The sequence below is a fragment of the Algihabitans sp. genome (assembly GCF_965226985.1).
GTDB lineage: Bacteria > Pseudomonadota > Alphaproteobacteria > Kiloniellales > DSM-21159 > Algihabitans.
In genome coordinates this window covers 1,432,096-1,449,647 of the sequence record NZ_OZ245712.1, presented here as the reverse complement: position 1 = coordinate 1,449,647, position 17,552 = coordinate 1,432,096, and the positions used below count along the sequence as shown (strand labels likewise).

Here is a 17,552-nt window from a genome sequence, read left to right as displayed (position 1 = left end):
CCGGCTTCGCCGGTGCCGTCATTCTGATCATGCTGAAGCGCCTCGCCCATGATCTGGCGCAGCCGTCTTCGATCATCCTGACCACCGGTACCGACGTCGCCGGCTTCTTTTCCTTCCTGGGAGTTGCGACCCTGCTGATGGCAACTCTCTAGGCCCCCTCGCTCAGGACGGGTCGGCCTTATCGGCGAACTGACGCCAGCTTAGCGAGTTTTCTAATTTTAGACTCGAGAAAACTTCGCCAAGCATCTGCGCTTAAGAAATGAATGGTGAACTCTGGACCGTAGCCATCCGTCCGCCGTCCGGCGTCTCCACCTCCACCTGGGTGCCGCCGGTCCAATGGCTGAGTTGGACCATGCCGATCGCCACGTTGGTGCTGAAGTCCGGCGACCAGGCCGCCGAAGTCACCTGTCCGACCCGCGTCGTGGTGCCGGGCGCGTAGAGAGGCCAAGGCTCCAAACAGGCCGGTACCGGCTCGCCCTCGATGGCAAGACTACGGATCTGACGCACGGGCCCTTCCATGGCGGTGCGCAAAAGCGCATCGCGGCCGACGCAGCCGATGGCCATGAAGGTATCGCAGAAGCGGCCGAGGCCGCATTCGTGGGGGGTGTTGTCCCGCGTCATGTCGTTGCCGTAGGACAGCAGCTGCGCCTCGATGCGCTCGATCAGGTTCGGGCAGCCGGCCTTGACCTGCAGATCGGCGCCGTTGGTCATCAAGGCATCCCAAAGCGGCTCCGCCAACTCAGCCGGCTCCAGGTAGATCTCGAAGCCGCCCTGCTTCGAATAGCCCGAGCGGGCGACGACCAACTCGCGTCCCTGAAAGGGCAGGACGCTGAAACGGAAGAAGCGGATGTCGCGGACGCTGGGACCGAAGATCCGCGACATCAGTTCCTCGGCCTGCGGCCCTTGCACTGCCAGGGGCGAGACATCCGGTTCGGTGATGTCGACATCCAGCCGAAAGCCGTAGGCGAGGCCCTTGGCCCAAAGCAGAAGATCGCTGTCGGCGATGGAAATCCAGTACCGATCCTCGGCCAGCTTGACCGTCACGGGATCGTTCAGCATGCCGCCGGTCTCGTCGACCATCGGCGTGTAGTAGCAGCGTCCCGGCATCATGGCCCGCAGGTCGCGCGGCGTCAGCATCTGCAGCAGACGCGCAGCCTCGCGCCCCCGAACCTCGATCTGGCGCTGACAACCGACATCCCAGACCTGCACGTGGCGCTTGAGATGATGGTAGTCGGCCTCCAAAGCGTCGAAGGCCGTCGGCAGCAACATATGATTGTAGACGGTATAGGCCTGAACGCCCGACCGCTCGACCCGGTCGGAGAAGGGCGTGCGCCGAATGCGCCGCGACGGCGTGAGGGTAAAGGTTTGCCCCATCTCGACTTTCCTCGCTAAACGTCTCTCCGACCTAGGTAACCGAGATCGCCGAGCCGTGCCTCGGCGAGGGCGACATCGCGATGGCGTTCCTAGGCTAGCCTGCGTAGGCATGCCGTCGATCGGGGAAGCGGAATGAGCGAAGACATTTCCATCTACGTCGATGCCGACGCCTGCCCGGTAAAGGCGGAGGTCTATCGGGTCGCCGAACGCTACGGCCTGAAGGTCTACGTTGTGGCCAACGACATCATGAGCGTGCCGCGCGATCAGCCGAACGTGGAGCTGGTGGTCGTCAGCGACCGCTTCGACGCTGCCGACGACTGGATCGCGGAACGGGCCGGCGCGCGCGATATCGTCGTCACCAGCGACGTGCCGCTCGCCAGCCGCTGCGTGAAGGCAGGCGCCTACGTTCTAGCGCCGAACGGACGCGTCTTTACCTCCGACTCGATCGGGATGTCTGTGGCGGTCCGCAACCTCATGCAGGACCTCCGCGCTGGCGGCGAGAACCTCGGCGGTCCCGCGCCCTTCTCCAAGAAAGACCGCTCGGCCTTTCTCTCCGCGCTCGATCTTGCGGCGAACCGCGTGCGGCGGCGCGTTCCCTAGAGCAGGCTCGCTCGAGGGTCAGTCGTAGGTCGCAACCTCGACCAGATTGTCGTCGGGGTCACGAATGTAGAGCGACGTGACGGGGCCCAAAGCCCCGACCCGGGGTACCGGGCCGGCGACCAAAGGAATTCCGGCGGCCTCAAGGGTTTCCCGCACCTGCTCCAGCGGTACGGCGGCGATGAAGCAGATATCGGCCGAGCCCGGCGTCGGGTTGCCAGCCTTCGTATCGATGGGGCTGGGATTGGGATGCAGGTTGATTTTCTGCTGGCCGAAACGCAACGCGGTCCGGCCCTCGCCGAAGGTCTCGCGCTCAAGCCCCAAGGCCGTCTCGTAGAAATCGCAGGTTCTCTCGATGTCCTCGACAGTCAGTACGAGATGATCCAGACTCTCGACCAAGGCCATTGCGCTCTCCCTTTCAGGTTTCTTGTCTACTCGGCGGGTTGCGGTGCGGCGACCGCCTCCGCCTTGCGGTCACCGGGCAGAAAGACCGCCGCCAGCGTCGCGATCAGCGCCAGGCCGGCGGCCAGGATGAACAGCCAGGTGAACTCGTCCGTCGTCTGCTTGATCTCGGCGACCGCCCAGATTGCGGCCGGCGCCGTCCCGAAGGCCAGCACGAACTTGGCGCCATAGGCCAGACTTCTATGGCGTTCAGGCGTATAGCGGGCCAGCAGCATGTTCTCGGCCGGAAGCGCACCTGTCGACAGCAGCACCGCCAAGGCGGCCGCGACGACCAGCGGCAGACCGCCGAACAGTCCGATGGCGACCAACACGGGAACCTGTAGCAGAAAGGCGCCGATGTAGAGCGGTTTCAGGGGCAGCCTGTCAGCCAGATGGCCGCCCAGGATCTGCATGATGCCACCGACCGTGTAGACGATCGCCACGAGGGCGCCGATTCCGAACGCCCCCTCGCCCACCATATCGCGCAGCCGCAGGTCGAAGACCTTTGGCAGAGCGGCCTGAGTGGCCTGAAACAGCAGGCCCATCACAGTCATGGTCAGCACGAGAACCAGGAAGACGCGCAGCAGTTCCCCGCGCCCGGAGGGTTGGTGCGCCACCGTGTCGCCAGCGCCTTCCGTAACCAGACCGCGCAGAATGGCCAGCCAGAGCAGAAGGCCCGTGACGATACTTACGACCCCGGGAACGATGAAGGCGGCCCGCCAAGAGAAGAGGTCGATCAGCGAGCCCGCCACCAGCCCGGCCGAGGCCACGCCGACGGCCCCGAATACGCCGTTGATGCCGAGCGCGCGGCCACGCTTGCTGGCCGACTTGACCAGCCAGGCGATGCCGACCGGATGATAGATCGCCGCGAAGAGGCCGATCGCCGCCAGACCGATCAGCAAGGCCGTCGGTTGATCGACCAGACCGCAAAGGATGGCAGCGGCGCCCATGCCCAGAAAGTAGACGACCATCATCCCGCGTGCCGACCAGCGGTCGCCTAGCCAGCCAGCGGGCAAGGCAGCCAGACCGACCAGCAAGGCACCGAGAGTCCAGAGTTCGATCAACTCGTGATACGGCAGGCGCCAGACCTCCTCCAGCGAGAGCACGATCACGAAGTAGAAGGCCGTGAAGAGGTGGACGTAGAGGTGACCCAGGCAGCTGAAGATCAGCGGCAGCCGGGCGGACGGCGCGGACATGAAGTTGACCTGGCGGTGTAAAAGCTAAGGCAGCTTGCCGCGCCGCGCCTGGCGGAGCAAGACAACGACCCGCATGGCTGGCTTGCCGAGCTCCCAGGCTTCTCAATCGGCCTCGCCCGTCTCACGGCCGATCCAATCAAGGAACGGCTGGTGACCCGGTTCGATCGGCAAGGCGACCACACAGGGCAGATCGTAGCCGTGCGCCTCGACGATCAGGCGGGTCGCCGCCGGTACCAGGTCGGCACGGGTCTTGGCAATCAGGATCGATTCACTGCCTTCCTCGACACGCCCTTTCCAACGGAAGATCGGCGTCATGCCGCCGATGACGTTGGCGCAGGCGGCGAGACGTGCCTCCACAAGGGATCTGCCGATCGCCTTGGCCTCCTCCTCCGTCTCCGTCGTCACATAGAGCAGCTTGTAAGTCATGGCTTTCCGGTCGCCCGCTGGAACATCGATCTGGAGATCGCTACCTTAAGTGTGATGCCACGCAATCACCGGGTTTACAAAGCAGACTCGGCAGATCGCGCGCTGGAGGTGCGGAATGGCGATGCTGCGACGGGGAAGACGAAGCGCGACGGCCGCCCAGCGCGCCTATCTGCGGCGTGGCCTCGACCAGCCGGGCGGCAAGCTCCCGCTCTTCGACGAAGAGGGACAACGCTACTCGGGCAGTACGATAAGAAGCTGTATCGAGCGCGGCTGGGCGGAACCCTGGTTCGACAACCCGATCAAGCCGGACTGGTTGGTCTGCCGCTTGACCTCGGCGGGACGCCGCCTTTTCGAGAAAGGCGATGGGTCAGAGGGCTAGCCCCGTTTCCTGCAAGAGAAGGTGAAGTGGAAATGGTCGGGACGGCAGGATTTGAACCTGCGACCCCCAGTCCCCCAGACTGGTGCGCTACCAGGCTGCGCTACGTCCCGATCCTTTTTGCCCCGGCTGCAACTCAACCCGGGCTTTCGGCTGCGGCGACCGCTCCTGGCGAGGCGGTCCAGCACGAGGCCGCTATATAGCCGGCACGGCTGCGGCTGACAACACGCGCTTGATTCCACCGTTGCAAAGAGTTCTCGCAGGAACGCTCGAGAGCCCGGCGCCCCTGGTCTAGCGAGGCGCGGACGCTTTCTGCAGAAGGTCGCGTAAGCCGGCCAGCTCCTTACGCAGGTCCGTCAGCTCGCGACGAAGAGTGGCCGGCAGCTCGGCGGTTTCGCGGCCTTCGGACGCAGCGGCCGGCAGACCTTCCCCCTTGGATTCGCGCAAGAGCTTCTGGACACCCTTGATCGTGTAGCCCTCGCGATAGAGCAGATCGCGGATGCGACGCAGCAGCTCGATATCGCTCGGCCGGTAATACCGCCGTCCGCCGCCGCGCTTCAGCGGGCGAACTTGGCTGAACTTGGTTTCCCAGAACCGCAGGACGTGCTGCGGCACGTCCAACTCCTCCGAGACTTCACTGATGGTTCGGAAAGCATCGGCGGACTTTCCGCCGGCACGACCGGCGCCACGCCCGCCCGACTGGTCGCTTGCCTGGCTTGCCGGCTGTTCGCTATCGCGCATGCTGCGTCCGGAAAGGGCTTGATCGGTCACGAGGTACTCGGTCCCGCGCTACTATCCTGAGAAGAGGTCAGCCGTGATCGGCTTGATTGATTTTCTGTTTCAGCACGTGCGACGCACGGAACACCAACACACGGCGCGGCAGGATCGGAACCTCTTCACCGGTTTTGGGGTTGCGCCCCACGCGCTCGCCCTTGTGACGCACGGAGAAGCTGCCGAAGGAGGAGATCTTCACGCTGTCACCGGCGACCAGCGCGGACGAAATCTCGTCCAGCACTGCCTCGACCAGCTCTGCAGACTCGTTTCGGGAGAGGCCGACTTCTTCGTAGACAGCCTCACTGAGATCGGCCCGTGTAATGGTCGACCCGCTCATCAGCGCCTCCCCTCTATAAGCTGAAACAAGAGGTTACTTGAGTGCGTTCAAGCGGTCAATCATACGAGGTGTGCAAATAACAGGACAGAAGGCCGGCGGCTACCATCGCACCACGGCCGAGCCCCAAGTGAAGCCGCCGCCCATCGCTTCGAGCAGCAGAAGATCGCTTGGCTGGAGCCGTCCGTCGACTCCGGCAGCATCGAGTGCCAGCGGAATCGAGGCGGCGGAGGTATTGGCGTGCTTGTCGACGGTCACGACGACCTGGTCCATCGGAAGATTCAGGCGCTTGGCCATCGCCTCGATGATCCGAACGTTGGCCTGATGAGGAACCAGCCAGTCAATGTCGCCCGGCGTGAGATCGTTGGCCTCAAGCGCCGTGTCGATGGCTTCGGCCATGCGGACCACGGCATGCCGGAAGACTTCCCGCCCCTCCATCCGCAGATGCCCGGTGGTCTGGGTCGAGGAGGGTCCGCCGTCCACGTAGAGTGCGTCGTGGTGACGACCGTCGGAATAGAGATGAGTCGAAAGCACGCCGCGGTCGCCATTGTCACCGCGTCCCTCCTCGGCCCGCAGCAGCACGGCGCCTGCGCCGTCTCCGAACAGCACACAGGTCCCGCGGTCGTTCCAGTCGAGGATCCGGCTGAAGGTCTCCGCTCCCACCACCAAAGCCGTTTTGGCCTGTCCCAGTCGCAGGAAGTTGTCGGCCACCGCCAGGCCGTAGACGAAACCGCTACAGACGGCCTGCACGTCGAAAGCCGCACCGCCGGTCGCGCCGAGCTGCGCCTGCACACGCGTGGCCGTCGCTGGGAAGGTTTCGTCGGGGGTCGCCGTGGCGCACACGATCAAGTCGACCGCCGTGGCGGGTACCCCAGCACGCTCCAGGGCCTGCCGGCAAGCCGCGACGGCGAGATCCGAGGTCAGCTCGCCTTCGGCGGCGATATGGCGCTGACGTATGCCCGTACGCTTCACGATCCAATCGTCGGAAGTCTCAACCTTGCGGGCGAGTTCGTCGTTGGTCCAAACGGTTTCCGGCAGGTAAGCGCCATGTCCGATCACTTGCGCACGCAACGGCATAGGTATTCCGGGAAGCTTGGGCCGGTGCCGCGCTAGACGGCGGCGGCCTGGGCGGTACTGGAGGGACGACGGTCGAGCTTCTCGATATCCGCACGGATGGAGTCGATGAAACGGTGGCGTGCCAGATCGACCGCAAGGGTCACGGCATGGGCGAACCCTAGGGCGTCGCTGCCACCGTGACTCTTGACGGCGATACCATTGAGGCCCAGCAGGACGGCCCCGTTATAGCGGCGCGGATCGACCCGCTTGCGTAGCTTGCGCATCGCCGGCTTGGCGAGGAGATACCCGAGCTGAGCGAGAGGCGAGGACCGGAAGGTTCGGCGCAGGAACTCCGTGTAGAGCTTCACAGTACCCTCGGCCGTCTTCAGCGCGACATTGCCCGAGAACCCGTCCGTCACCACGACATCCGTCGTGCCGCTCGCGATATCATCGCCTTCGACGAAACCATAGAAGCGGCCCGGAAGATTGGCGTCGCGCAGGATCGCCGCGGCTTCCCGAAGTTCCTCATGGCCTTTCTGCTCTTCCGATCCAACGTTCAGCAGGCCAAAGCTCGGCTCTTCCAGCCCGAGAACCGAGCGGATGAAGGCGTTCCCCATCACAGTGAACTCGACCAGGTTCTCGGCGTCGCAAGTGACGTTGGCCCCGAGATCGAGCATCACCGACTCGCCACGCAGCGTGGGGAAGAACGACGCCATGGCCGGACGGTCGATGCCCTGGACCATCTTCAGCGCGAACTTGGCCATCGCCATGAGGGCGCCGGTATTCCCCGCGGACACGCAAGCGTCCGCCTCTCCGTCCCGCACCGCGTTGATCGCCAGTCTCATGGAGGAGTTACGACCACTGCGCAGGGCAACCGAGGCACGCTCGTTGGAGTCGACCACATCGTCCGTATGAACGATCCGGGATACCTTGTTGAGCTTCTTCAACTTGGTCAGGAGCGGACGAATCTGCTCCTCTCGGCCGAAGAAAACGAACTCGAGGTCCGGCTTGCGGCGCAAAGCCATGTTCGCGCCCCGCACGACGACGGCCGGCGCGTGATCGCCTCCCATGGCATCCAACGCAATGACTAAACGGCTGCTCACGGCCTCTTCAGAGTCCTCGTGCCTCAGAGCGTGATCACTCGCAACCTAGAACTCGTCCTTCGGCTCCAGGATCTGCCGACCGCGATACATGCCGGTTTTCAGATCGATATGATGCGGACGGCGCAGTTCGCCGCTGTCCTGGTCCTCAACGTAGCTCGGAGTCTTCAAGGCGTCATGGGCGCGGCGCATATCGCGGCGCGACTTCGACACCTTCTTCTTAGGTACTGCCATCTTTCACGTTCCTTATTATTGCGGGGCCCACTGACCCCTCTGGAGGGGCAATCCCCTCATCCGATAAATTCACGGCCCGGAGGCGCTAGGCCCCTGAGCTCGAAATCCTTCATACACGCGTCGTTCGGGCCACAGGTTCTCAGAATCCTGAGATTCCCGCCCCTCTTAGCCCAAAACAAAAGCGGGCGGCAAGGGCGCGGGCCGGCCAACCGGGGCCTTTGTCACAGACGGCCCTGCCCTCTTATGTCTTATCCCCCCGCTCCAACCTTAGTTGTTGCAGCTTGGCGAAGGGAGACGCCTCGCCGGACCTACCAGACACGGGCTGTGCCCCCTCTGTCGCCGGAGCACCGGCTTCCGCCGGGCCGAACTCGGTCTTGGCGAGCACGGCTTCGGCGGCGCGCGGAAAGGGATCGAGGGCGACAGCCAGCGTCTGCGCCATAGCCTCGCCCAGGTCGATCGCTCCCTGCTCGATCGGCTCCGGCGGATCATCGCCTTCCGCGTCGACCAAGACCTCGCCTGCGGCCTGCACCTGACCCTCCGACGCGAAACGGAGCGATACCGGGAGATCGAGGGCAAAAGGAACAGGCTCCAGACTCACGACGCAGATCTGTGCCCCTTCCGCATAGAGCCGACCGCTGACGCGAACCAAACCGGCGGCCTCTCGATCGACCTGTAGATCAGCGCTCAGCCTATCCAATCCAGCAAGATCGAAACGCGCGGCCAGGGCCTCGCGTTCCACCGGCCTTGCATCGATCTCGACCGCGGCGGTCTCCGCACCGAGCTTATCCAAAGCAAAGGGACGCGAAAACTCGGGGTCCACCAGAGGCGTCCCTGCTTCAGTCTCTACCTGCATGCCCTTCCGCATGGTCGTTTCCTCACCGCCCCCCGACCGCGCGGAGCGGCGGACACTAGTGAAGCCTCTCTCCAGGGTCAACTCCGCAACTCAAGCTGGCGAAACGAACCCTCGCCCGGCCTTTAGGCCGCGCTTTCCGAAGAGCTGCCCGGCGCCGAGGGCGGGGGTCCGAAGAGCAGCCGGCCGGAGAGAAGCTGCGCCAGCGGTTGATCGGCCAAGCCACGGCTTTCCTGCCGCAGATAGGTCGCTACGGCGCGGATCTGCAAGGGGTCCGGCGGTTCCCCGCTTCCATAGAGATTACGCGCCAGGGCCGCCTCCAGATCGGTAGGTTCCGACGCCGCGAGCGCGCGCTCGTAAGCGCGGTAGCGGCCCATCAAGGCCTCTCCCATGGCCTTGAGCCGCTTGGCACTGCCGTGATCCCCAGCCCCGCTGATCCGAACCGACTGATCTAGGTGGAAGGCCATGATGTCGAACAGGCGCTGCGACAGGTCCTCCGTCGCGCCGCGATCCAGCTTCAGGCGATGGAAAACCAGGAAGGAATGGAGGGCCAGCAGGTCGAAACGACCATCTGTGCTGTCCGGGACCCCGAGATCGGTGTAGAAGGCGGGTTGGCGGGCCTGATCGACAATGGCGTCGTAAAGCGCACGCGCGGCTTCGTCTCCACGGCGGTCGCCGGGGGTCTTCAGAGGGTTGCGGCTGAACAGTCGTGTGAGCACAATCGTGCGCCTTTCGTAAGGCTTCCGTGGTCGCGGCAGGTTCTACCGACCGGTCATCGTGAAATGGCGGGATCCGGCGGGAGGTCAAGGAGAGGCTGCCGAGCGCGATCTTCCTGCTTGGAGGGGGTTTCGCCTCCAGTTCAGACGTAACTCGTACATTGGGACGGATGAAAGACGATGTTCGAACCGACACTGCCTTCCCTTCGCAGACTGCTGCTGGTCGGCACGGCGGCTTTACTTATCACCGGCTGCGCGGAGCGGGTGGATGTGCGCGGCAACCTACCGGACGTCGAGCAGGTGGTGGAGATCCAGCCCGGCATCTCGACCCGTGACGATGTCGTTCGCATCCTGGGGACGCCCTCTACCCTCTCCAGCTTTCAGGACCGCACCTGGTACTACATCGGTCAGCGTCAGGAACAGTTCGCGTTTCTTCGCCCCGAGATCACGGACCGCAGCGTCCTGATCGTTACCTTCGACGAACGGGGACTGGTGCAGGAAACCCGCCTGAATACGATCGAGGACGGTCACAATGTCGATCTCGTCGAGCGGGAAACCCCCACCGAGGGCCGCGAACTGACGGTCCTGCAGCAGCTCTTCGGCAACCTGGGCCGTTTCCCCGGCTCCACGGGGCAGTAGAGCCGGGACTTCGACGCGCCGATCCGAAGAGCGCGAAGCAGCGACGCCCCAAAGAAAAAGGGCCCGGAGAGATCTCCGGGCCTTTCTTCTTTTTGCTCGCCAATCGTTAGTGAGCGAGCACCGCGAGCAGCAACAGCGCCACGATGTTGGTGATCTTGATCATCGGGTTGACGGCCGGGCCGGCGGTGTCCTTGTAGGGATCGCCCACCGTGTCGCCGGTGACGGCGGCCTTGTGGGCCTCGGACCCCTTGCCGCCGTGATTGCCGTCCTCGATGTACTTCTTGGCGTTGTCCCAGGCACCGCCGCCCGCCGTCATGGAGATCGCGACGAACAGTCCGGTAACGATCACGCCCAGCAGCATGGCGCCGACCGCAGAGAGCGCCGCCGACTGATCGGCCACCGCCCAGACCACGAAGTAGAGCACCAGCGGCGAGAAGACCGGCAGCATGGAGGGGACGATCATCTCCTTGATCGCCGTCTTGGTCAGCATGTCGACGCAGCGCGCATAGTCAGGCTTCTGCGTGCCTTCCATGATGCCCGGCATCTCCTTGAACTGACGTCGAACCTCCTCGACCACCGCGCCGCCGGCACGGCCGACCGCCATCATGCCCATCGCACCAAAGAGATAGGGCAGCAGGCCGCCGATGAAGAGCCCGATCACCACGAAGGGATTGGACAGCGAGAAGTTCACCACCACGCCCTCGAAGGCTTCGACCCCTTCCTGGATGAAGAAATTGAGATCCTCCGTGTAGGCGGCGAAGAGCACCAGGGCGCCGAGACCGGCGGAGCCGATGGCGTACCCCTTGGTCACCGCCTTGGTGGTGTTGCCCACGGCGTCCAGGGCGTCGGTCGTATCCCGCACGCTGGCATCCAGATCGGCCATCTCTGCAATGCCACCGGCGTTGTCCGTGACGGGGCCGAAGGCGTCGAGCGCTACCACCATGCCGGCAAGGGCCAACATGGCCGTCACCGCAATGGCGATACCGAAGAGGCCGGCCAGAACATAAGTCAGGTAGATGCCGATCACGATCACCAGAGCCGGCAGGGCCGTGGCTTCCATGGAGACGGCAAGCCCCTGGATCACGTTAGTGCCGTGCCCCTTGACCGAAGCCTCGGCCACCGACTTGACGGGCCGGAAGCCGGTGCCGGTGTAGTATTCGGTGATCACGACGATCAGACCGGTCACGGCCAGCCCCACCAAAGCGCAGAGGAAGAGGTCGAAGCCGTTGAAGACGGTGTCGCCGTAGCTGTAGTCGGTGCCGAACCCGAGCGTGGCCCAGGTCACGGGAATGAAGGCGACTGCAGAGAGCAGGACCGAGGCGCCGAAACCCTTGTAAAGCGCCGCCATGATCTTCTTGCTCGGGCCGAGCTTCACGAAATAGGTGCCGGCGATGGAGGTGAAGATGCAAGCAGCACCGATCAGAAGCGGATAGACCATCATCTCCGGCAGAAAGGCCTGTCCGGCGAAGATGATCGAGGCCAGCACCATGGTCGCGCCGACTGTCACCACGTAGGTTTCGAAGAGATCGGCTGCCATTCCGGCGCAGTCGCCGACGTTGTCGCCCACGTTGTCGGCGATCACGCCGGGATTGCGGGGATCGTCCTCGGGAATGCCCGCCTCGACCTTACCGACCAGGTCGGCGCCGACGTCCGCGCCCTTGGTGAAGATCCCGCCGCCAAGACGGGCGAAGATCGAAATCAGGGAGGCACCGAAGGCCAGCGCGACCAGGGCGGCCACGATCTCGCGGTCGGCGAGATCGAAGCCGATCAGCAACAGCAGCCCAAAGTAGAGGCTGAGCCCCAAGAGAGCGAGCCCGGCGACCAGCATGCCGGTCACCGCGCCGGACTTGAAGGCGACGTCCAGGCCCTTCTCCAGCCCGCCGGTCGCGGAGGCCTGGGTCGTACGCACGTTCGCGCGCACCGAGACGTACATGCCGATGTAGCCGGCCAGCCCCGACAGCACCGCGCCGATCAGAAAGCCGATCCCGACAATCGGCCCGAGTAGGATCGATACCACCACGAAAATGACCGCGCCGACGATGGCGATCGTTCGATACTGGCGGTTGAGATAGGCTGCGGCGCCTTCCTGGATCGCCGCCGCGATTTCCTGCATGCGTTCGCTGCCGGCATCGGCCCCGAGGACCGATTTCGCCGTGATCGCGCCATAGCCCACAGCGACCACACCGCTGAGGATGACGAGAATCAGTGTCAATTCCATGAGACGCTTCCCCCGGTTTGTTCGAACCGACTTCCCACCCATGCCGCGCCGTCGATAGGACGGTCATCGCGGACACTCGAAAGTGGTGTGAAATAGCCCGTGCCTTCCGCCTTCTGACGGAGCGCGCGGACCATGGCAGAACTGCCAAGTTATGGCAACAGAGTGAACGAAATCCGGCAGATACCGGTTAGGCAAGGCCGAAATCCGGCGCGACTAGGCCACCAGGGTCCGGCGCGATCCCAGCCAGGTCAGAGCCGCGAGAACGAGAAGAAGCGGCACGACCACAGCGAGGTTCACCGCCTCCCACCCCAGGCCGTTGTAGAGCGCACCGGACGAGAAGGCCGTTACGGCGACGGTCCCCCAGATCAGCGTATCGTTCAGCGCCTGCACCTTGGCCTTCTCCTCCGGCCGATAGGTCTCGGTCACCAGACTGGTGCCGCCGACATAGAGGAAATTCCAGCCAAGGCCGAGCAGCACCAGTGCCACCGAGAAGTGCGTGACCTCAACACCGGAGAGGTTGACGCCGACACAGACGAGGATCAGCAGCACGCCGAGACCGAGAATCGGCAGATGACCGAATTTCTGAATCAGATGCCCCGTGAAAAAAGAAGGCGCATACATACCCAGTACGTGCAGTTGGATGACGAAAGCGGCGACCTCGAAGGGGTGATCGCAGCCAAGCATGGCCAAAGGCGTCGGCACCATGATCAGATTCATCGCGCCATAGCCGACCATCGCCGCCAGAACAGCGACGATGAAGGTGGGCTGACTAGCAATCTCAAGTAGAGAGCGTCCGCTGCGTCCATCCGCGGAGGCGACCGGGGTCGGGATCCGCACCAGCCGCAACAAGGCGATGACGATCAGGTTCAAAACGGCGACTGCGAGGAATCCGCCGAAGAAGAGCAATGGTTCGAAGAGATCGCGGGTGTGCTTCGCCAATTCCGGCCCCAGGATCGCGGCCGCCGTGCCGCCCGCCATGACGAGGGAAATCGCCTTGGGCCGAAAGCCGGGGCTGGCCGTGTCCGCCGCAGCAAAACGATAGAAGCCGCCGTGCACGGCCATGACTCCCAGGAAGGCCGAACCGACGCAGAGCAGCAGGAAACTGCCGTACCACACGGCAGCCGCGCAGATCAGGCTGCCGAGCACGCCACAGACGGCCCCGACGGTGAAACCCGCCCTTCGGCCGAAGCGCTGCATGAAGAAAGAGGCGGGAACGGTGCTGCAAAGCACCGCCAGGAACTGAAGGGCCAAGGGCAAGGTGGCGAGCTTGGGATCCGCCGCCAGCATGTAGCCGACCACTGCCGAGACGGTCATCAGCAGGCTAAGACTGCTGATCGTCAAGGCCATACAAACAGCCAGGACGGCGACGTTGCGCAGAGTCGGATTGCGGCTGGAAGTCTGGGGCTGAGCGAGGGAATCCGTCATTGCGGCGCGAGCTTAGCGACAGCCCGCCTTCTGCGCCAGCCACAGCGCGGCAGATCAGCTCTGTAGATCGCGCTGGCCCTTGATACGGTCTACCGCCTTGATGAGAACGTCGGTAACCACTTCGGGGCCGAGTTCCCTTTCGCCAGCCAGAATCAGCCGTTGCTTGACCACCGGCAGTTCCACGCCGCCTCGTCGAACGAACTCCAGAGACATCAGCCCATGGAGCTCCGTAGTAAAGGCATCGATCACGCGCGGCATGGCTTCGCGCAGCCTAGCGTCACCACTCTCCCCCGCGACCTCGACAGAAATAGCTAAGGTCAGATGGTGCGTGACGCGATTGTTCTCGATCACCGGCACCACGAGCGGGGTCAGGTCGACGTAGATCGGCTCGGGCTTCTGGGCCGCCTTTTCCGCCTGCATCTGCTCGTAGATCGGCATGCCATAGGTCCAGGCGGCAAAGCCTCCGCCGCCTAGAAGCACAAGCAGAACCAGCAGGATCACAAGGCGTTTCATCTTCAAGCTCGGAACCGAGATTTACATTTCGGCGCGAGCCTGCACCCCACGTGGTAAAGGCCGGGTAAAGCCTAGAGCGCGATCCCACATCAGGCGATCCTGCTCTAGAAATGCGTCCAGCCGGAGCCCGCCAACGCCAGGGGACGGGCATCACGATCCAACACGACAACTCCGGGCGCCTCGACCGTCCGGCCGATGCAGGTCACCGCGGTCCCCGTTTCGCGGGCCAGGGCTTCGAGCGCCCCAGCGTCTTCCGGCGCAAGCGTGAAAGCGAGCTCGTAGTCGTCACCCCCGGTCAGGAGCAACGGCAGAAGATCCGGATCGTCGCCCAGGACCGTCTGTGCCGCCTCGGACAGGGGGATCGCGTCCGACCGCAATTCGACGCCCAGGCCGGAGTTCTCCGCGATGTGGCCCAGATCGGCGACCAGCCCGTCGGAGACGTCCAGACATGCCGTCGCGAGCCCCAGCAAAGCCGGCCCCAGGGTGGTTCGCGGTTCCGGGAGGCGATATCGCAGTTCGAGAAAGGCCCGATCCCGCTCCGCCAAGCCGGTCAAGCGGCTCTGGCGGACCAGCAAGCCCAGGGCGCCGTCGCCGATCGTGCCGCTCACGTAGATCGAGTCGCCCGGCTTGGCCGTACCGCGCTCCAGAACGGTTTGACCGGGAACCCGGCCGAAGGCGGCAAGCGACAGCGTCATAGGACCGGGTGTGGACACGGTGTCGCCGCCCAACAGGACGACGGCGTATTGCGCCTGGTCGGCAGCGAGACCTGCGGCGAAGCTCGCGATCCAGGACTCGTCGCGCGCCTTGTCGAGCGCCATCGTGAGAAGATAGCTCTCAGGCTTGGCCCCCATGGCCGCGAGATCGGACAGGTTGGTCCGCAAAAGCTTGCGCGCGACCAGGTCGGCAGGGTCGTCCGGCAGAAAATGGACCCCCTCGACCAAGGCGTCGATCGTCGTAACCAAACCTTGCTCGCCGTCCGGCGGGATGACGGCGGCGTCGTTGGTGAGGCCGAAAGCGCCAGGCGCGCCTGCAGACAAGGGCGCGAAATACCGTGCGATCGTGCCGAACTCGTCGCGCAGGCCCATCGGGTCAGCCGAATGCCTCGGCCCTGACCGTGCGGGCCAAACGGTCGAGCACGCCGTTGACCAGGGCCGGCTCGCGTCCACCGAAGAAGTCGTGCGCCAACTCGACATACTCGCTGATCGCGACCTTCGGGGGTACGTCGGAGCGGTGCGCCAATTCGTAGGCACCGGCCCGAAGGATAACGCGGAGCAGCAGTTCGAGGCGTTCCAGCGTCCAGTCGGGGGCAAGCAGCGGCGCCAGCATCTCATCCAGACCGGCTCCATGAGCCGAAACGCCCTGAACCAGATTACTGAACAGCTTGCGGTCCATGTCCGCCAACCGCAATCCCTCGTCGATCTCGTCCTCCAGGCGGTGCTCCAGAAACTCCAGCAGCACGGCATCGGCCCCGACGCCGACGACCTCGATCTGATAGAGCGCCTGGGCTGCCGCGAGCCGGGCGATCCTGCGCATGCGGGCAGGATCCCTCGGGGCCCGATCCTTAGGAGGGGTTGAGGTCATGCTGCCCCTCAGCGCGGGAAGAGCCGGAACTGACGCTTCAGGTCCAGCATCTGCAGACAGGCACGTGTCGCCTCTCCGCCCTTGTTCTTCTGGTTGCGCGCGGCGCGAGCCCAGGCCTGCTCCTTGTTCTCGACGGTCAGGATGCCGTAGCCCAGAGCCAGACTATAGCGGATCGCCAAGTCCTGCAGACCGCGAGCGCTCTCGCCGCAGACATAATCGTAGTGAGAGGTCTCGCCCCGGATCACGCAGCCGAGCGCGACATAGCCATCGAAACGGCGACGGCCGGCGAAGAAATCCATTGAGCGGATCGCATATTGAATGGCTGCCGGGATCTCGAAAGCCCCGGGAACCTCAAAGCGTTCGTACGTCAGCCCTTCGGCCTCCAGCACTTCCAACGCGCCCGCCATCAACTCGTCGGCGATATCGTTGTAGAAGCGGGCCTCCACAATCATGATGTGCGGGCGGTCGTCCATGAAACCTACCTATTTCCCTTTGGGTCTACGTTTTATCGAGGAGTCGCGCCGGTGACTCAAGCGGGCTCGCTATCGAGTGGTTCTTGGCCGACCACGCGAAGGCCGTACCCCTCGAGCCCTACGATGGTGTGCTTTGTATTGTGCAGCAGAACCATATCGCGGACGCCCAAGTCCAAAAGGATCTGTGCGCCCTCCCCATAGTCGCGCAGTTGAACGGCCGGACGTCCGCCCTCGTCAAGGCGCGCCTTGATCTCTTCCTCCAGGCTGCTGGCATAGGGCTGACGGATCAAAACCGCCACGCCGCGGCCGGCGGCAGCGATCACCTCCAACGCAGCCTCCAGTTCACCGCCGCGGCCCAGCGAGCGGTCACCTAGCAGATCGTCGAAGAGGTTCAGCGCATGAACGCGCACGGGAACCGGCGCGCCGTCGTCGATAGGACCGCGCCACAGGGCCACATGCTCGGCCCCGGTCACCGTGTTGCGGTAGATCGTCATGGTAAAGTCGCCGCCGTGGCGGCTCGCGAAGTTGCGGTCCAGCCGCCGCTCGACCAGTTTGTCGTTCTTGCGGCGATAGGCGATCAGGTCGGCGATGGTCGCGATCTTGAGGCCGTGACGCTGGGCGAAAGCGATCAGGTCGTCGCGCCGTGCCATCGTCCCGTCTTCGTTCATGATCTCGCAGATCACGCCTGCAGGGATCAGGCCGGCTAGACGCGCCAGATCGACCGCCGCCTCGGTATGTCCGGTCCGTACCAGGACGCCGCCGTCGCGCGCCATCAGTGGGAAGATGTGGCCGGGCGTGACGATATCGGCCGGCGCACTGTTGGGGTCGATCGCCACGGCAATCGTGCGCGCGCGGTCCGGCGCCGAGATTCCAGTCGTCACGCCATCCCGCGCCTCGATGGACACGGTGAAGGCCGTCTGATGCCGGGTCTCGTTGCTGCGCGCCATCATCGGCAGGCCAAGCTGCTCGATGCGCTCGCGCGTCATGGCCAAGCAGATCAGGCCACGGCCGTACTTCGCCATGAAGTTGACCGCTTCCGGCGTACACATCTGGGCGGGAATGACCAGATCGCCCTCGTTTTCCCGGTCTTCGTCATCGACCAGGACGAACATGCGGCCGTTGCGCGCTTCCTCGATCACCGCCTCGATCGGGGAGACGAGTTCGCCAAAGGTGACGCGCCAAGGGTCCTGCGGGTTGGGAGTCGCCATGGAGGGTTCGCTACAAATCCT

The 17,552-nt window shown here is 64.3% G+C and carries 22 protein-coding genes and 1 tRNA gene; 4 read left to right on the top strand and 19 right to left on the bottom strand.

Annotation, left to right across the window (positions count from 1 at the left end; genetic code table 11):
- The first annotated feature begins 29 nt into the window (after positions 1-29).
- Positions 30-152 (top strand): hypothetical protein, encoded by a 123-nt coding sequence (locus tag ACO054_RS06600; protein ID WP_421709643.1) that lies wholly within the window; start codon positions 30-32, stop codon positions 150-152.
- A gap of 100 nt (positions 153-252) precedes the next feature.
- Here the strand turns inward: ACO054_RS06600 and ACO054_RS06595 are convergent, their stop codons facing one another.
- Positions 253-1,374: a dimethylsulfoniopropionate demethylase gene (locus ACO054_RS06595; RefSeq protein ID WP_421709642.1), complete on the bottom strand. Its 1,122-nt coding sequence runs from the start codon at positions 1,372-1,374 to the stop codon at positions 253-255.
- A 144-nt stretch (positions 1,375-1,518) separates the two neighbouring features.
- Here ACO054_RS06595 and ACO054_RS06590 point away from each other — a divergent pair, with 144 nt between their 5' ends.
- A complete protein-coding gene (locus tag ACO054_RS06590) occupies positions 1,519-1,974 on the top strand; it encodes a YaiI/YqxD family protein (protein WP_421710340.1) in 456 nt (151 codons plus the stop codon).
- Positions 1,975-1,992: 18 nt separating this feature from the next.
- On the opposite strand, the gene ACO054_RS06585 is transcribed toward ACO054_RS06590, so the two are convergent.
- The 3 genes from ACO054_RS06585 to cutA form a co-directional block, all read right to left on the bottom strand.
- On the bottom strand, positions 1,993-2,376 hold the full coding sequence (locus ACO054_RS06585) for a VOC family protein (RefSeq protein WP_421709641.1): 384 nt from the start codon (positions 2,374-2,376) through the stop codon (positions 1,993-1,995).
- A gap of 26 nt (positions 2,377-2,402) precedes the next feature.
- Positions 2,403-3,608, bottom strand: coding sequence for an MFS transporter (locus tag ACO054_RS06580; RefSeq protein ID WP_421709640.1), 1,206 nt, complete (start codon positions 3,606-3,608; stop codon positions 2,403-2,405).
- Between the two features lie 102 nt (positions 3,609-3,710).
- The gene (cutA, locus tag ACO054_RS06575) at positions 3,711-4,034 is read right to left on the bottom strand and encodes a divalent-cation tolerance protein CutA (RefSeq protein ID WP_421709639.1); all 324 of its coding nucleotides are present in this window, start codon (positions 4,032-4,034) and stop codon (positions 3,711-3,713) included.
- 115 nt (positions 4,035-4,149) lie between these two features.
- On the opposite strand from cutA, the gene ACO054_RS06570 reads away from it, so the two are divergent.
- Complete coding sequence (locus ACO054_RS06570; protein WP_421709638.1) at positions 4,150-4,413, top strand: hypothetical protein; 264 nt, start codon at positions 4,150-4,152, stop codon at positions 4,411-4,413.
- Between the two features lie 33 nt (positions 4,414-4,446).
- Here the strand turns inward: ACO054_RS06570 and ACO054_RS06565 are convergent.
- The 8 genes from ACO054_RS06565 to ACO054_RS06530 form a co-directional block, all read right to left on the bottom strand.
- Positions 4,447-4,523 (bottom strand) — tRNA-Pro (locus tag ACO054_RS06565).
- A gap of 178 nt (positions 4,524-4,701) precedes the next feature.
- Positions 4,702-5,181, bottom strand: a complete 480-nt coding sequence (locus tag ACO054_RS06560) for a MerR family transcriptional regulator (protein WP_421709637.1) — start codon at positions 5,179-5,181, stop codon at positions 4,702-4,704.
- A 37-nt stretch (positions 5,182-5,218) separates the two neighbouring features.
- Positions 5,219-5,521 carry an integration host factor subunit alpha gene (locus tag ACO054_RS06555; protein WP_421709636.1) on the bottom strand — a complete coding sequence of 101 codons (303 nt, stop codon included), beginning with the start codon at positions 5,519-5,521 and terminating at the stop codon, positions 5,219-5,221.
- Between the two features lie 99 nt (positions 5,522-5,620).
- Positions 5,621-6,595 carry a beta-ketoacyl-ACP synthase III gene (locus ACO054_RS06550; protein ID WP_421709635.1) on the bottom strand — a complete coding sequence of 325 codons (975 nt, stop codon included), beginning with the start codon at positions 6,593-6,595 and terminating at the stop codon, positions 5,621-5,623.
- A 32-nt stretch (positions 6,596-6,627) separates the two neighbouring features.
- Positions 6,628-7,677: a phosphate acyltransferase PlsX gene (plsX, locus tag ACO054_RS06545; protein WP_421709634.1), complete on the bottom strand. Its 1,050-nt coding sequence runs from the start codon at positions 7,675-7,677 to the stop codon at positions 6,628-6,630.
- 45 nt (positions 7,678-7,722) lie between these two features.
- Positions 7,723-7,908 (bottom strand): 50S ribosomal protein L32, encoded by a 186-nt coding sequence (gene rpmF / locus ACO054_RS06540; protein WP_119165508.1) that lies wholly within the window; start codon positions 7,906-7,908, stop codon positions 7,723-7,725.
- Positions 7,909-8,149: 241 nt separating this feature from the next.
- Complete coding sequence (locus ACO054_RS06535; protein WP_421709633.1) at positions 8,150-8,761, bottom strand: YceD family protein; 612 nt, start codon at positions 8,759-8,761, stop codon at positions 8,150-8,152.
- Positions 8,762-8,883: 122 nt separating this feature from the next.
- Positions 8,884-9,477, bottom strand: a complete 594-nt coding sequence (locus ACO054_RS06530; RefSeq protein ID WP_421709632.1) for a ubiquinol-cytochrome C chaperone family protein — start codon at positions 9,475-9,477, stop codon at positions 8,884-8,886.
- 177 nt (positions 9,478-9,654) lie between these two features.
- Here ACO054_RS06530 and ACO054_RS06525 point away from each other — a divergent pair, with 177 nt between their 5' ends.
- The gene (locus ACO054_RS06525; RefSeq protein ID WP_421709631.1) at positions 9,655-10,113 is read left to right on the top strand and encodes an outer membrane protein assembly factor BamE; all 459 of its coding nucleotides are present in this window, start codon (positions 9,655-9,657) and stop codon (positions 10,111-10,113) included.
- A gap of 106 nt (positions 10,114-10,219) precedes the next feature.
- Here the strand turns inward: ACO054_RS06525 and ACO054_RS06520 are convergent, their stop codons facing one another.
- The 7 genes from ACO054_RS06520 to ribB all read right to left on the bottom strand — a co-directional run bounded on the left by ACO054_RS06520 (position 10,220) and on the right by ribB (position 17,531).
- On the bottom strand, positions 10,220-12,331 hold the full coding sequence (locus ACO054_RS06520; protein ID WP_421709630.1) for a sodium-translocating pyrophosphatase: 2,112 nt from the start codon (positions 12,329-12,331) through the stop codon (positions 10,220-10,222).
- A 213-nt stretch (positions 12,332-12,544) separates the two neighbouring features.
- Complete coding sequence (locus ACO054_RS06515; RefSeq protein ID WP_421709629.1) at positions 12,545-13,756, bottom strand: MFS transporter; 1,212 nt, start codon at positions 13,754-13,756, stop codon at positions 12,545-12,547.
- Between the two features lie 54 nt (positions 13,757-13,810).
- The gene (locus ACO054_RS06510) at positions 13,811-14,269 is read right to left on the bottom strand and encodes a hypothetical protein (protein ID WP_421709628.1); all 459 of its coding nucleotides are present in this window, start codon (positions 14,267-14,269) and stop codon (positions 13,811-13,813) included.
- Between the two features lie 104 nt (positions 14,270-14,373).
- The gene (gene thiL / locus ACO054_RS06505; protein WP_421709627.1) at positions 14,374-15,354 is read right to left on the bottom strand and encodes a thiamine-phosphate kinase; all 981 of its coding nucleotides are present in this window, start codon (positions 15,352-15,354) and stop codon (positions 14,374-14,376) included.
- Between the two features lie 4 nt (positions 15,355-15,358).
- Positions 15,359-15,802 carry a transcription antitermination factor NusB gene (nusB, locus tag ACO054_RS06500; RefSeq protein WP_421709626.1) on the bottom strand — a complete coding sequence of 148 codons (444 nt, stop codon included), beginning with the start codon at positions 15,800-15,802 and terminating at the stop codon, positions 15,359-15,361.
- A 56-nt stretch (positions 15,803-15,858) separates the two neighbouring features.
- Complete coding sequence (locus ACO054_RS06495; protein WP_421709625.1) at positions 15,859-16,323, bottom strand: 6,7-dimethyl-8-ribityllumazine synthase; 465 nt, start codon at positions 16,321-16,323, stop codon at positions 15,859-15,861.
- Between the two features lie 56 nt (positions 16,324-16,379).
- Entirely contained in the window at positions 16,380-17,531 is a 1,152-nt protein-coding gene (ribB, locus tag ACO054_RS06490; RefSeq protein WP_421709624.1) for a 3,4-dihydroxy-2-butanone-4-phosphate synthase, read from the bottom strand.
- Between the last annotated feature and the right edge of the window lie 21 nt (positions 17,532-17,552).